The sequence below is a fragment of the Vibrio marinisediminis genome (assembly GCF_014050145.1).
GTDB lineage: Bacteria > Pseudomonadota > Gammaproteobacteria > Enterobacterales > Vibrionaceae > Vibrio > Vibrio marinisediminis.
On sequence record NZ_JACFYF010000006.1, the window covers coordinates 152,425 to 166,577 of the forward strand.

13 protein-coding genes are annotated in these 14,153 nt (G+C 43.0%); 6 read left to right on the plus strand and 7 right to left on the minus strand.

What is annotated here, in order from left to right:
• The first annotated feature begins 98 nt into the window (after window positions 1–98).
• Both H2O73_RS11795 and H2O73_RS11800 read left to right on the plus strand, forming a co-directional pair.
• Window positions 99–827 (plus strand): GntR family transcriptional regulator, encoded by a 729-nt coding sequence (locus H2O73_RS11795; RefSeq protein WP_182109048.1) that lies wholly within the window; start codon window positions 99–101, stop codon window positions 825–827.
• A 337-nt stretch (window positions 828–1,164) separates the two neighbouring features.
• Window positions 1,165–1,605, plus strand: coding sequence for a GNAT family N-acetyltransferase (locus H2O73_RS11800; protein WP_182109049.1), 441 nt, complete (start codon window positions 1,165–1,167; stop codon window positions 1,603–1,605).
• An 83-nt stretch (window positions 1,606–1,688) separates the two neighbouring features.
• Here the strand turns inward: H2O73_RS11800 and H2O73_RS11805 are convergent, their stop codons facing one another.
• Window positions 1,689–3,206 carry an amidohydrolase family protein gene (locus H2O73_RS11805; RefSeq protein WP_182109050.1) on the minus strand — a complete coding sequence of 506 codons (1,518 nt, stop codon included), beginning with the start codon at window positions 3,204–3,206 and terminating at the stop codon, window positions 1,689–1,691.
• A 109-nt stretch (window positions 3,207–3,315) separates the two neighbouring features.
• Complete coding sequence (locus H2O73_RS11810; RefSeq protein ID WP_182109051.1) at window positions 3,316–4,221, minus strand: LysR family transcriptional regulator; 906 nt, start codon at window positions 4,219–4,221, stop codon at window positions 3,316–3,318.
• 145 nt (window positions 4,222–4,366) lie between these two features.
• Here H2O73_RS11810 and H2O73_RS11815 point away from each other — a divergent pair, with 145 nt between their 5' ends.
• The 4 genes from H2O73_RS11815 (at window position 4,367) to H2O73_RS11830 (ending at window position 10,171) form a co-directional block, all read left to right on the plus strand.
• On the plus strand, window positions 4,367–6,427 hold the full coding sequence (locus tag H2O73_RS11815) for an alkyl/aryl-sulfatase (RefSeq protein ID WP_182109052.1): 2,061 nt from the start codon (window positions 4,367–4,369) through the stop codon (window positions 6,425–6,427).
• A 189-nt stretch (window positions 6,428–6,616) separates the two neighbouring features.
• Window positions 6,617–7,096, plus strand: a complete 480-nt coding sequence (locus H2O73_RS11820) for an aminoacyl-tRNA deacylase (protein ID WP_182109053.1) — start codon at window positions 6,617–6,619, stop codon at window positions 7,094–7,096.
• Window positions 7,097–7,428: 332 nt separating this feature from the next.
• Window positions 7,429–9,057: a HAMP domain-containing methyl-accepting chemotaxis protein gene (locus H2O73_RS11825; protein WP_182109054.1), complete on the plus strand. Its 1,629-nt coding sequence runs from the start codon at window positions 7,429–7,431 to the stop codon at window positions 9,055–9,057.
• 214 nt (window positions 9,058–9,271) lie between these two features.
• On the plus strand, window positions 9,272–10,171 hold the full coding sequence (locus H2O73_RS11830; RefSeq protein WP_182109055.1) for an AraC family transcriptional regulator: 900 nt from the start codon (window positions 9,272–9,274) through the stop codon (window positions 10,169–10,171).
• Window positions 10,172–10,267: 96 nt separating this feature from the next.
• Here the strand turns inward: H2O73_RS11830 and H2O73_RS11835 are convergent, their stop codons facing one another.
• The 5 genes from H2O73_RS11835 to H2O73_RS11855 all read right to left on the minus strand — a co-directional run bounded on the left by H2O73_RS11835 (window position 10,268) and on the right by H2O73_RS11855 (window position 14,092).
• The gene (locus H2O73_RS11835) at window positions 10,268–10,696 is read right to left on the minus strand and encodes a VOC family protein (protein ID WP_182109056.1); all 429 of its coding nucleotides are present in this window, start codon (window positions 10,694–10,696) and stop codon (window positions 10,268–10,270) included.
• Window positions 10,697–10,867: 171 nt separating this feature from the next.
• Window positions 10,868–11,413, minus strand: coding sequence for a DUF1097 domain-containing protein (locus tag H2O73_RS11840; protein ID WP_182109057.1), 546 nt, complete (start codon window positions 11,411–11,413; stop codon window positions 10,868–10,870).
• A 10-nt stretch (window positions 11,414–11,423) separates the two neighbouring features.
• A complete protein-coding gene (gene lsrF / locus H2O73_RS11845; RefSeq protein WP_182109058.1) occupies window positions 11,424–12,308 on the minus strand; it encodes a 3-hydroxy-5-phosphonooxypentane-2,4-dione thiolase in 885 nt (294 codons plus the stop codon).
• Between the two features lie 11 nt (window positions 12,309–12,319).
• Window positions 12,320–12,955, minus strand: coding sequence for a dihydroxyacetone kinase subunit L (locus H2O73_RS11850; protein WP_182109059.1), 636 nt, complete (start codon window positions 12,953–12,955; stop codon window positions 12,320–12,322).
• A gap of 141 nt (window positions 12,956–13,096) precedes the next feature.
• Window positions 13,097–14,092: a dihydroxyacetone kinase subunit DhaK gene (locus tag H2O73_RS11855; RefSeq protein WP_182109060.1), complete on the minus strand. Its 996-nt coding sequence runs from the start codon at window positions 14,090–14,092 to the stop codon at window positions 13,097–13,099.
• Window positions 14,093–14,153: the final 61 nt, after the last annotated feature.

The following is a 14,153-nucleotide window of genomic DNA, read 5'->3' on the forward strand; positions in this document are numbered from 1 at the left end:
TGACGGCTGGTATCGTTATAAGAGCCAGTCGCCAGTTTGGGCTTGCACTTAAGCTTTTCCCCATTTTAGTCGTATAAATAAAATTAAATCGAACCATTATGACATTAGTGTTAACAGGCAAAAGACAAGTTGTTGTCGAGTTTATTGAAAATAAAATCTCAGAAAATAGAATACCTTCTGGAGAAAAACTCGATACTGAATCAGGTATAGCTAAAGCGCTCGGTATCACTCGGGCTACGGTTCGAGAAGCAACGAGTTATTTAGTTGAAAAAGGGGTCATATATCGCGTCAATGGCTCAGGACTATACGTGGGTTCTGCCAACAAACAGCGCGAAGATGATTTCCACGTTATCTCTCCATTTGATCATCAAGCCGAACAAGCAGTACAAAGTGCCGTACGAAAAGTTTTATCTATCGACATTATTGACGTTCCTTCAGTCCAAATCGCTCATGCTCTACGTATTGACCCAAAAGACAAAGTCTACTGTTTAGAAAGGTTGATAAGCTTTGGTTATATGCCCGTTTCATATGAAAAAGTTCATATTCCAACATCGGTTTGTGGGCTGGATGAGGTCAATCAACTCGAAGAATCAAAATATAGCCATATGGAACAGATTACGGGGAAAAAAGTACAACTCAGAGAACAAGCTATTTCTGCCTTCAATCTGAATGATTCTAAACAAGCAGCATTACTTAAAGTTGATGAAGGACAAGCTATGATTGAACTTAGAGAACTAGTTTCGTTTGATGATGGTACTCCGTTCGAATACACCGTTGCGGTGATCAACAGTGACTTGTTTAACATTCACCAAGTACTAAGAAGATAAACAACAAAAATACAGCCATACAAAGGATTCAGTGTCGTATCGCCGACACTAATTCTCAGCAATATGCCACTGAGCACTCACAAATCAAACTTACGTCGAGCCGCTCATTTTCCTTGCTAATTATCGACAAGCTCCAGTGAAATTTAGCTTATTACCACCCTACGAGAAAATAAAAAGAGTGATTGCTCCTCGTTATTTACTTTTACATCCTAACCTCTCAATTTCAAAGCTAAGCGCCTGATTTTAAGTTGTAAAAAAATAATAAAGGCGACATGATAAGTCCAGATACCGAGGTTTCAGCGTATATAAAAACATTATGTGCTTAGAGGGAAATAGAATGGAAATAACTATCGGCAATAGTCCTGAACTCATAAAAAAAGCGCAAGCTATCCGCTATCAAGTATTCATGATCGAGCAGCAAATTCCGCCCGAGTTAGAAATCGACGGATTCGATGAAACATCAGCTCATGCTCTCGTTACAGAACGAAGCACTGCGATTGCAACGGCGAGACTAGCAATAAAAGATGATGGTTCTTCAGTTCTGGCTAGAGTCGCTGTTGTTGAAGAATATAGAGGCAGGGGTATCGCGTCTAAGATGGTTAACTCATTGATGGACTATGCAAAAAAAGCTGGCGTAACATCTATCAAGATTCATGCGCATGGGTATCTACAAAATTACTATGAAAAATTTGGCTTTGAGTTTGTTCAAGAGGTTGAAATTGTTGGTGCGCATCAGTTAATAGAAATGCAGCATCAAATAGCACGCACCAACATTTGAGAGTTCAAAATATTAAAGGCAAACCATGCTTTTGCTTACACTATTAAAGCAATAAGAAAAGCTAGAGCAATCAATTCATTAAACTAAGACAATCCGACTCTCTTAGCAACTGACTCGCAATAGGACTCTCCCATGCTATATTTGGCTCGACTCAAGTAGCTTTCAAGATTTAGGTATTTGAGGGCGTTTTCATAGAAAAACCTGTTCTTAACGTCAGAAAGACCACTCCCAGACTCGGTAAATATTTGCTGCATAACATCGATATAATCATCTAAATCGTTGATCATATCGGGCATGTGCCAATCTGAGCCGTACATAATCTTATCGCTCAACGAATAGCTGCCACCTTCCCTCATCAACTCCATGGAAAGCCTAGTAACAAATCTGTTTTTGTCATCTTCACTATTCATGACTTCGTGTAAATAACCAAATTCGCAGTAAACACTTTCATATTCTCGGCATAAATTCGCAACACAACGAGCGTAATTATTCTGATGAGTCCATTCGTCTGAATCTAAGCCACCTGACGCCAACCACCCTTGGACTTCTTCTCCTTCCGCAATGCGCCTTCCTCCACCAGCATGTCCGAAACAAAGAATGAGGTTGGGGTTTTTATCCAACCTTGCTTGCCAATATTTAGGATGGGCATTCGCACCACTTTTACCTTTTTCCACTTCAAAGCCAGCTGGCGTACAATGTGTGAATATAGGAATTGCATGACTTTCACAATAGTCAAAAAAGACATCCGTAATGGCTTCAAGTTCTAACGGAGCATCATTTTCACAAGGACGATATCCCATTGGTGGATAAAACTTAAACCCACACATCCCAGCGGCTAATGACGTTTCAACTCGACTAATGATCTCTTCGGCAGAGAGTCTTTTTTTGTAAGCCCTTAATGGGCAGAAGGCCGAGAACCCAATTAATGAGCCCTCAGAAAGCATTGCTAAGCGCTTCATTCTAGGAATTTGCTCACTATCAAAATCAAGCTTCATTTTTTTAGCATTAAACGGATACTGCATGTCCATCATCAAGTGAATCAGAAGATAGTTCTCTGTGTATTGAGACTTATAATAGCCTCTCAACTGATCGACTAGATATGTCTCCGAACACAGCATCTTGAAAACAAAATCCAACTTATCTATGCCTTGTTCAACTTTGGAAAACGCCTTCATCAGAAATTTCTTCAATAAGTTTCTGGTCTTTGAAAATAGATTGCCAATCCCTTTATGGATGTCCTCCACCTCTGTCTCATCACCATAGATAAATTCAATCTCTTCTAAAGTCTGTGTTAGTACCAATGATTGCTCACTCGCGTTAGGGTGATTTAGCACTTGGCTACATAGATCGTCCAAAACTTCACTGTAAAAATCATATTGAGAATTCAGATCATCATGAACAAGAGATTTACGACCATGAGAGGCAAGCTTAAAGGCTCGGCTGTAATCAAGATCTGAGGTACGAGCTATCGCATTGACGAGCTTCTCCAGAATAAAAGCTGTGGGTCTATTAATGCCCCAAGATTTATTTATTATCTCGCCAAGCGGTACATATGCAGAATTAAAAACATGTGTATGTAGATCGATTATTTTATCAGTCATAAATTTCTCCATAAGATGTGTGAGTTTCAGACACCAATAAAAGGTAGACTATGAAACTAGGCCTTATATGGGTAATTTGATTAATTTATGAACTCGACGAGATTAGCTCTTAGCTAGTTTCTGCGTATTGCAAAATCTTATCTCTCAGCCATTGGTGAGATGGGTGGTTATCGGTACGCTTATGCCAAATCATATACTGCTGTACTGGAACGGTTTCAAATGGAATAGGCAGAACTTGCAGTTGAAAGCGCTCAGCAAATCGATTGGCAATGTATCGAGAGGTGCTACCAATACAATCTGAAGATGAAATCAATGCGCACATGGTGATTAATGAATCACATTCCGCGCTGATTTTTCTCTCTTTTAGCGGCAATGTCGTGAAGTAGTCTGCAGTATATTGATTGGAACGGCGCATGCGAAACGTAACGTGTTTCTCGTGGTAATACTGCGCTTCACTAATCGAGTCACTTATCCTCGGGTGATCCTTTCTGGTGATTAATACCAGCTCATCATCTTGCACGCGTTGAGTCTTGTAACCATTAACTTGTGGGTAGTGGATATCAATTGCTAAGTCCGCCTTTTGCATACTTAAACTGTGCAGTAATTCTTCCTCATTGTTCGGTACCATGTTGAACTCAAGAGAAATATTACCCAAAGTCTGGTCAGCTTCGACAATGGGTTGCAATCTTATCAACGCTGACTCATTAACCAATATGTGAAATTGGTGGTGCTGTTGATTATCAAACTGTTTGAGTGTACTGACCGCACTGGTAATACCTTGCAAAGCTGGTTCTATTTGCTGTGCTAGCTGAATTGCAGCATTGGTTGGCGCTATTCCACGACCTTCACGAGTGAACAGATCAGCACCAATTTGCTGCTGTAATCGCTTAAGTGCCCCACTCACCCCAGGCTGAGTCATAGCTAAAGACTCAGAAGCAAGCGTGATTGATTTGAGGCGATACACCTCTAAAAAAACAGTTAAAAGATTTAAATCCAATTTTCCAGTTTCACTCACCGTTTCTATCCTTACGTCCTTGTAGAAATCAATCCGCAATACATAACCAAATATGATGTGTTAAATAAACTTTACTTTATTTTTTGCTATGTGTCTTGGTCATATACTCTCTCCATCGCAACAAACACAAATTGAAGAGGCACTTATGACAACTTCTCGTACTTTGAAAAACGCATCGTTAGTTATCGCAATCTCGTTGGCGTTTCCTGCCACTGCAGCCAATCATGACCACGCACATTTTAATGATATTGGTCAGCAAGGCGGCAAAGATGCCTCTGAGATGACAATAAAAATGAATAATGAGTTCGCCAAAACACTCAACTTTGCTGACACACGAGCTTTTGAAAATAACAACCGCGGGCTTATTGCCAGCTTCGATAAAGAGACTGGTGATATCATTCGCAACAGTTTCGACTTCATTGACCCAAGCGTCGCTAACGCAGATCAAGCACCAGATTCAGTCAACCCTTCACTATGGCGACAAGCAGTATTAAACCAAGCCGCAGAAGGCTTGTATGAAGTTATTCCTGGAAAAGTATATCAAGTTCGCGGTGCCGATTTAGCTTCGATTTCATTCATTCGTAGTGACAACGGTTGGATCGCATATGACGTTCTGCTTACCAAAGAAGCCGCAGAGAAATCGCTGAAGTTTTTCCAAAACAATGTTCCTGAAGATGGTGACCTTCCTGTAGTAGCGATGATCTATTCACACTCACACGCCGATCACTTTGGTGGCGCAAGAGCCATTAAAGAAGCATTCCCTGAAGCAACCGTCTACGGTTCAAAACATATAACCAAAGAGATAGTTGATGAGAATGTACTGGCAGGTAATGCCATGTCACGCCGCGCCGCATATCAATATGGCGCTACACTAAATCGCCACGAACACGGTATTGTCGATGCCGCTCTGGCGAAAGGTATCTCTTCGGGCACGATCACTTATGTATTGCCTGATTATGAACTTAATCATGAACAAGAGATTGAAACACTGGTTATCGATGGTTTGGAAATGCAGTTTATGGATGCATCAGGCACAGAGGCCGCCTCTGAAATGGTGACATTTATTCCTAGTATGAAAGCTCTTTGGACAGGTGAGCTTACCTACCAAGGTATGCATAACATATATACCTTACGCGGAGCAAAAGTCCGTGATGGCTTAAAATGGTCGAAAAAGATCAATGAAATGTTAGTCACATGGGGTAACGAAACTGAAGTCTTGTTTGCCTCACACTCTGCGCCAATTTGGGGCGAAAGTGAAATTGAAAACTACTTAAAAATGCAGCGTGATGCTTACGGCTTTACTCACAACCAAACTCTACGTCTAGCCAATAATGGTGTGGTATTACAAGACATCGGTGATGAGATTTACAAGGTAATGCCAGAAAGCATTCAACAGTCGTGGCATACCAATGGCTACCATGGCACCTACTCTCACAATGCACGTGCCGTGTACAACATGTATCTTGGTTACTTTGATATGAACCCTGCTAACCTAAACCCACTGCAGGTCGAGCCTGAATCAGTTAAGTTTGTGGAGTATATGGGCGGTAGCGACGCGGTAATTGAGAAAGCTCAGCAAGACTTCAAACAAGGTGAATACCGCTTTGTCGCAACAGCATTAAACAAGGTTGTACAAGCAGAACCAAGCAACGAAAAAGCACGCGGTCTTCTGGCTGATACTTATGAGCAGTTGGGCTACCAATCTGAAGGAGCAGGCTGGAGAAACATCTACCTCACTGGAGCACAAGAGTTGCGAATTGGTACTCAACCAGGTACGCCTAAAACTGCGTCACCAGATGTATTAGCCAATATGACCATCGAGAATCTTCTGGATTACTTAGCAGTAAAAGTTGACTCACTGAAAGCGCAAAACACGCCGTTTACGATGAACATTCAACTGCCTGATGTAAATGAGTTTTACTATGTCGAGATGTCGAACGGCAACTTAAATAATATCCAAGTTACTGAACTAAAAGATGCTGACAGTACCTTAGTCATCAACAAAGCTGACGTATCAGACATTATTTTGCAAAAAACGACATTAACGGCATTACTTGATAGCCAACAAGCGGGTGTGAAAGGTGCCCCTTCATCGATTGATAAACTACTCTCTTCATTAACTGAAGCAGACGCGACATTTGAAATTGTTCCTCGCCCGAGCAAAGGCGAAGAAATTGATGCCGAACTATATCAACATGCACATTAATTTGGCACCTGAATAATCAATACAGATTGAAGCCTGCAATACAGATTAAAGCGTTAATTCAACAAACAGCCTCAGCCAGAGTTATCTCGCTGAGGCTTTCTTTTTCCGCTAGCAAAACGCCACTTAATTGGTCTGAAGTCCACACTGTCTCTATACTTAATACTGAGTGTTATAAATAAGGAGTTGCGTATGACTATTGCGGCTCGATTTGATCGATATTTGAAAGAACATGGTATTCCATTCCAAACCGTTCAACATGAGCATAGCCGAAGCTCTTTGCATAGTGGTACGGTAGCAGGCATCCCGTTAACGAGCTTAGCGAAAGGTGTTGTTCTTGAAGATCATCAAGGACACCATGTGATGGCGGTTCTTCCTTCGAACAATAAGATCAGTCTTTCTAAGGTTAATGATGAGCTCAGTGCGAGCTTTCATCTTGTCAAAGAGAGACAAGTGTATGAACTATTTGAAGATTGCGATACGGGCGCCGTTCCACCGATTGGTAGCCCCTATCATATGTCGACATTGTGTGATGAAACCTTAACCAATCTAGACTCTGTTTATCTGGAAGCGGGTGATCATGAAACCTTGCTTAAGCTTGATAAAGAGTCATTTAAACAGCTAATGAGTCATAGTAAATGCTTTAGATTTAGTAGCCAGGTTTTCCATTGATGTCGATACCATGAACAGTGATTCCGCAACCAATATGCCTCTAGTGTTCGCTAGGGGCATTTTTGTCTCTGTTACCTTATCTATTGGAAAACACCAGTGAGACAACATCAACATATTAATCGACAAAATCCACACCAACAAACACTACAAACAATTAACTTTCGTGACATTCATCACTTCCAAGTAATAGAGTCATCAATAACATATAACAATTGATATCATTTGTGAGATAAGTGCGGCTCGCAAGTATCAATTAAAACATTTGTTATTTGAGATTTTATTTGATCTCGCTATCTAGCATGGACCATCAGGGTACCAATTCGGGGAGAAGTATGAGTATTAGAGATTTAAGCGTCGTAAAAAAAATATGGCTAAGTTATTTAGCTGTTTTCATTGTCTGCATAACGGTATCCGTGATGTTGGTGTTGAGTCTATCGACGCTAAACCAAAGCATCACAATGGTCACTAGCAAAAGTCTGCCGTCGGTCTCGATATTGAAAGGAATACAAGTTGATATTACCAAAGTTCGCAAAGACGAGTTTTCACTACTTCCAAATGGCAAGCACCCAAAAATAGGTCAATGGTTAAACGATCTTGACCAGTGGCGCTCAGACGTTCAAGCGGGTATTTCTGCTTATGAGGCACTCCCTTTAAATGGCGAAGAAACAGCGTCATTTCAAATATTCAAAGACACTTGGAACCAATATATTCAAGAAACAAAAACCTACAATAGCCTATTGAAAAGCGGCGACTCAGAAAGAGCCAATGATGTGGTATTAGGCAGCTTTGCTACCTATTCCAAAGCGCTCAACAGCCTAGACCATACCCTTGGTCTAAATGATGAGATGGTCAAACAAATTGGTGAAGAGGTTCAAGGTGAATCACTATCGGCACAATACAATGCGGGGATTGGCGCAATCATTATTGCTTTAGTGATCATCCTCTCATCGGTTTTATTGTCTCGTGTCATTTGCCGCCCGGTAAACCGAGCTCTTGAGTTCGCTTCAAAAATCGCGCAAGGGCAACTCAACAACTCTATTGATGAAAAAGAGCTTACCAAAGATGAGCTGGGTACTTTGCTTAAAGAGCTGGTCACCATGCAATCGAACCTTCATTCACTGGTGTCTGAAATCAATGATTCAACCATTCAGCTAACGGCAGCAGTTGAAGAAGTAAGCGCAATTTCATCGCAAACAGCAAACGGCATGCAAAACCAGCAGTTGGAACTAAGCTCAGTCGCATCAGCGATGACGGAGATGCAGGCAGCGGTTGGCGAAGTGGCGCAAAACACCGAAGTTGGCGCAACCTCAGCCTACTCTGCAACAGAAGTGGCAAAACAAGGAACCCAAACCCTTCATCAAACCATTGCCGTTATTGAACGAGTTTCTGTCACCATTCAAGAATCAGAAGCACTCGCGCAAGAGTTGGAGTCAAGCTCAAACAACATCAACATGGTGATTGATGTGATTCAAGGCATCGCTGAACAAACGAATCTATTGGCTTTGAATGCCGCGATAGAGGCCGCGCGTGCGGGTGAGCAAGGTAGAGGCTTTGCAGTGGTAGCTGATGAAGTGCGATCACTGGCTCAACGCACCCAAGACTCAACATCGCAAATTGTCGATATAGTGGGTCAACTGCAAGCCAATACTAGCAAGATGGGACTGTCGAGCCGAGATTGCCAATCTGGTATCGCTCAATGTGTGGCGCAAGTTAATGAAGCGGGTAGTCAGATCAGCGAGATTGAACAGTCCGTCGATAACATCGCGCAAATGAGCACACAAATTGCGACGGCATGTAGTGAACAAAATTCGGTATCAGAAGAGCTAAACCGTAGCGTTGAGCAGATTAATTTCTCTTCTACAGAAATGGCTGAGGGCGCGTCACAAACGGCGGTAGCATGTCAGCAAATTAGCAGCTTGGCACATAACCTGAAAGCGCGAATGGAGTCATTCAAGTTGTAACTCTACACGTTATTTAAACAAACGAGCGCCCTCCATGAGGGCGTTTTTATTGGCAATCATTATTCCAGCGCATGAAAATTCGCACAGATCATCAGTATCGATGAAACTCAAATATGGTTTTAACGCGCTCAATCTCAACTTTACACTGACTGTGTTGAAACCCTATTCGGATGCGTTAGGCTTTTTAGCAAACCTCCAAGCTAAGAGAAATGCTATGCGCGTTAACTACCACCAGCGATTGATCCCCGTTATCCGTTATCTCGAAAAGCATTTTAACGAACCACTGAACCTACCTGAAGTCGCGACGCTAGCTAACTTCTCCCCTTATCACTTTCATCGTACATTTAAAGCGGTGCAAGGCGAGACGCTTGCCGATTTTATCCGTCGTTTAAGGCTACAGGCCGCGGCGAATGAGCTGTTCCAAACAAAACAGCCTGTACTCAACATCGCGCTTGAATACGGTTTTTCCTCTTCACAAAGTCTTGCTAAGGCTTTTCAACAGCACTTTGGCGTAACACCAAGTGCGTTTCGAGACTGCGAAGACTACAAAGAGTTTTCTCAATTAACACGAAACAGCAAGATTGGACACTCACTGCGCAAGATTAGAAACGAAGTTGACGCGGGTAATTCATATACTGACCATGATCTATCAACATGGAGCCTAACTATGGAAACGCAACACTTTGAACCGACAAAACTTGCATACATTCGCGTCACTGGACCATATGGCGTGGGATACGAAGAACCGGCAGGTCGCCTTTATCAATGGGCAGGAATGAAAGGCTTAGCAGGTAACACATGTATATTCATCTATCACGATAACCCTGAGATCACACCAAACGATAAATGTCGTACTGATATATGTTTGATGGTACCGCAAGATACTGAAGTGCCAACAGGCATTGAATTACAAGATTTCCCTGGCGGTCAGTATGCTGTCATGCGCCAACAGATCACGGAATTCAGCTTATATTCGAAAGCCTGGGATGATTTAATGGCGAACGTGGTTGAATCTGGCATTGAAAATGACGACCGCCCTTGTTTTGAGCTATACCACAGCTTCGACCCACAAACTCATCATGCCGACGTGAGCTTTTGCACTGCGATAAAATAACCCATCATGTTGGTACAGCACTGTATTAGCAACTCAGCAGTAAATTGTTTAAGCCCACTCATCGGTGGGCTTTACTTATTACTGAACGCTTATTGATCATTGATTGTAGTCATTTCGTTCTGAGGCTACGTTTGAAAAGTATTCAACAAACTCAACTTGGATACCATGCTCATCCATATAGTACACATTTTTACGATGCGGATGCGCCGCTCCCCAGTGGTCAAGTTCAAACCCTGCACGCTGCAAACGCTCAATGGTCTCATCAAGGTTTTCGACGGCAAAGCCCAAATGATTGAGCCCGGTAAAGCGCTCTGTCCAATAAGGCATATGCCCTTCACCGAGCGAATCTATCGCCAAGTAGAATGTGTCATCACCCACATGGAACCAGTGTATTTGCTCTCCACGATCATTTTGATATTCGCCTTCACCACGCACTGTCCAGTCAGGCAATGCGGCCAAAATAAGATTGATGGTGTTTTGTGGATTGACGACTGAAATGTTGGCATGTTCAAAATAGGTTTTCATAGCGTTAGTCCTTTAATTAATGTTTCCTTGTTTGGATACATCCACTATAAAACCTCAAGTTAACTTCAGGTAAAGCACTTTTTTAATCTTTAATATATTTTGCCTCGCTATATAAAAAAGGACCCAACTTCCAAATACCTGCTGGGTCCGTTTATTTCACCGCTTATTTCGTTAGTGACTCACATGGGCACCATGATCAGATCCATGTTCAACATAATACTCATAGCGACTGCGCAAACTGATGGTCACCCAGCCATAACCTAAGCCAATCAAGCAATAGATAAGCTCAGTAATCGTCGCGCTGAGGTACGTTGCTCCACTCACGTAAGACATAAAACCAAAGAAAGTACCGGCCCCAACAAATAACGCAGGCACAAAATCAAAAGGTGGTAATCGCTCTAAACATATACAAGGAACAACGACAACAAAGATGGCTGTTGGTACTGCAAAAAAGCCAAGACTGCTGAATACCCCGCCGAACTCCATAATAGCAACCGACGCGATAATGCCTGCGATATAACCAAAGAAGGTTTTCTTACCACCTTCCACATTACAGCCGGCCATGAAGTACATCGCCCATGCGATAAAGGCAATCCAGCCAAAGCCCACATTACCTGCAACAGGCATGACGGGAGCGACGAGCTGATCAACTATTTGAATCGTAAATGCTAAAAACGCGACCATAATTGGAATGACAATAAATTGTGAAAATTTCATGTTATCTTCCTTAAATTAGTGTGTTTTTCTCTGTTTCGAATAAATCAAAAGCTTGTTTTGGTGTGAAGCCCGAGTGCACTACTGCATTGATTGCTTTGAGCATGCCAACGGGACATTCTGATTGGAATACATTACGCCCCATATCAACACCCGCGGCGCCCGCTTGTATCGCATTATAAGTGAGGGTTAACGCCTCAAGCTCAGGAAGCTTTTTCCCACCAGCAACTACGATCGGCACTGGACACGCTGCAACAACCTTTTCAAAATCTTCGCAGTAATAGGTTTTAACAATATGCGCTCCTAATTCAGCCAACACGCGTGACGCCAGCATAAAATAGCGATTGGTTCGTTCCATCTCTTTACCAACAGCGGTGACACCAAGTGTTGGAATGCCAAGCCGAGCTCCTGCGTCAATCGTTCTCACTAGGTTGTGTAAACTTGAACATTCTCCATTTGAGCCAACAAACACTTGGATAGCCAAGCAAGAAGCATTGATACGAACCGCATCATCAATGTCGACGCCCATCACTTCATTGCTCATGTCATCTTGCAGTACAGTACTTCCGGCACTTGCCCTTAAAATTACTGGTTTATTGTGTATGGGTTGAATACAACTTCTCAGCGCGCCACGTGTAGCCATTAGTGCATCGGCATGAGGAGCCAAAGGTTCAATGGCAAGATCAAGCCTTTCCAGCCCTGCCGTTGCGCCCATAATGTAGCCATGATCAAATGCGAGCATGACAGTTTTGCCACTTTCTGGGCGAAAAATTCTGCTTAAACGATCTTTCATCCCCCAGTCGACATGATCCATGCCTTTCACATAGAAAGAACGGCTCACCGCAGGCTGATCCAACCCATACTCTTTTGCTTTTTGAATACCATCTTTATCGGCCATGTTGATGCTCCTTAATGCACTTGGTGAACGGTTTGGCTAAACGATTCAAACAGAATCGCCATACTGGTTGCGCCTGGGTCAATAAAACCAACAGCCTTTTCACCCATGTTTTTTGCCCTACCGCGTTTTGGGACCATTGCTTTTGTAGATTCAGCGCCTAATCTTGCGGCAATAGCCGCGTGGGCAAATAGCTCCTCTAGCGTGGCGCCATTCTCCGCATCCGCCTGCATGGTTTCGGCGACAGGAATTAATGCATCCAACATGGTTTTATCACCTTGGTGTGCACCACTTAATCGCACCACACGCTCTACGCCATATTTAAAAGCGAGAGCGGTTTCTAATGGGCTGAGCTCTTCACTTGTCAGCCCTTCACTCAAGCCTAAAAATAGATTACCTATCAACATACTGGCGGAGCCGCCATCTTGTTCCATAATGCGCCAGCCAAGCGCATCGACTTGCTTGTCCCATAGCTTCTCTTCATGGTTGATGGATTTTTCGATGCAATGGCATACTCGCAACATCGTTGAACCATGGTCACCATCCCCCGTTTTACTGTCTAACTCATTGAGCATCGGGACTTGCGCTAATAGATTCTTTGTCGCCACTTGTAGCATGCTAAATAACAAGTGCTGATTTAGTACTGTCATCGTATTTCTCCCTATTTTTGGCAAAACGATGCCCTACGTGGTTTCAGTACTGACTCCACATATCGTTTTTGTCTTGGGGAAAATGGTATCCCTTAACGTAACCTAAGCTTACAGCGTCAATTGCTACGTTAAGGGGCTCGGTTATTGCTGGGTCCAGTAAGGTGCGTTACAGGGTTTATCCCAAAACGCGAGTGCTTCGCTATCAAATTTGGCGATACACATTTGGAAGCCAGCCATCTCTTGAACGGTCAGAATTTCTTCGACTTTTGAGCGTACAACCGCAACTTGTTTGTCTTGCAGTGTTAGATGACAAGCTCTTGCGACGATAAACATTTCCATGAGCGTGGTCGCGCCAGAGCCGTTAATCATCAGCATCACCTCATCACCCGCTTGCACGTTGATTGCTTGGCAAAGCTGTTCAATCATGATGTGAGCGGTATCGTCAGCGGATTGAATTTTCATTCGTCCACCACCACCTTCGCCATGTTGACCCATGCCAATTTCCATTTCATCACCAGCAAGATCACCAATAGCCATACCTGATTGTGGGTGAGTCGCATTACTCATCGCCACAGCTAGAGTTGCAATGGTTTGATTGAATTTTTCACTGATGCGGTAGATCTCATCTAAACTCAGCCCATCCTCAGCCGCGGCACCAGCAATTTTGTAAATAGGTACACAACCCGCTAAGCCTCGTCGGTCTTTAATATCGGTTTTTAGGCCGGCGCTAATGTCATCATGAGTCAGTAGCATTTTGACGTTGATCCCTTCGCGGGCGGCCATCTCCATCGCCATATTTGCCGCCATCACATCGCCTTCATGATTAAGTACGATGAGCAGAACCCCTGCCGGACAATTAGCCAGTTTCAGCGCTTCAAAAACTTTTGGCGCGCCTGGCGCTGCGAAGATGTCGCCAACAACCGAGTAATCCAACATCCCTTCGCCTACATAGCCACTTAATGCAGGTTCATGACCCGCTCCACCCAAGGTGACAATTGCCACTTTATTCGGATCTTTTGGCGTAACACGAGCAACAATTTTTTCAGAGATGATTTTCACCTTTTGAGGGAAAGTCATTGCGTAACCTTGTAGAAGTTCTGTCGTAATGTTTTCAGCATCATTGATAAACTTTTTCATAATCTTACTCTCTGTATTGATGAATGATTAAGAATCCTTTGAATCAAGGGCTATGGTTATG

Bases quoted from the DNA above. Each gene is read 5' to 3' on its own strand.
- H2O73_RS11795 (WP_182109048.1), top strand. From the start codon at position 99: ATGACATTAGTGTTAACAGGCAAAAGACAAGTTGTTGTCGAGTTTATT.
- H2O73_RS11800 (WP_182109049.1), top strand. From the start codon at position 1,165: ATGGAAATAACTATCGGCAATAGTCCTGAACTCATAAAAAAAGCGCAA.
- H2O73_RS11805 (WP_182109050.1), bottom strand. From the start codon at position 3,206: ATGACTGATAAAATAATCGATCTACATACACATGTTTTTAATTCTGCA.
- H2O73_RS11815 (WP_182109052.1), top strand. From the start codon at position 4,367: ATGACAACTTCTCGTACTTTGAAAAACGCATCGTTAGTTATCGCAATC.
- H2O73_RS11820 (WP_182109053.1), top strand. From the start codon at position 6,617: ATGACTATTGCGGCTCGATTTGATCGATATTTGAAAGAACATGGTATT.
- H2O73_RS11825 (WP_182109054.1), top strand. From the start codon at position 7,429: ATGAGTATTAGAGATTTAAGCGTCGTAAAAAAAATATGGCTAAGTTAT.
- H2O73_RS11830 (WP_182109055.1), top strand. From the start codon at position 9,272: ATGCGCGTTAACTACCACCAGCGATTGATCCCCGTTATCCGTTATCTC.
- H2O73_RS11835 (WP_182109056.1), bottom strand. From the start codon at position 10,696: ATGAAAACCTATTTTGAACATGCCAACATTTCAGTCGTCAATCCACAA.
- H2O73_RS11840 (WP_182109057.1), bottom strand. From the start codon at position 11,413: ATGAAATTTTCACAATTTATTGTCATTCCAATTATGGTCGCGTTTTTA.
- lsrF (WP_182109058.1), bottom strand. From the start codon at position 12,308: ATGGCCGATAAAGATGGTATTCAAAAAGCAAAAGAGTATGGGTTGGAT.
- H2O73_RS11850 (WP_182109059.1), bottom strand. From the start codon at position 12,955: ATGACAGTACTAAATCAGCACTTGTTATTTAGCATGCTACAAGTGGCG.
- H2O73_RS11855 (WP_182109060.1), bottom strand. From the start codon at position 14,092: ATGAAAAAGTTTATCAATGATGCTGAAAACATTACGACAGAACTTCTA.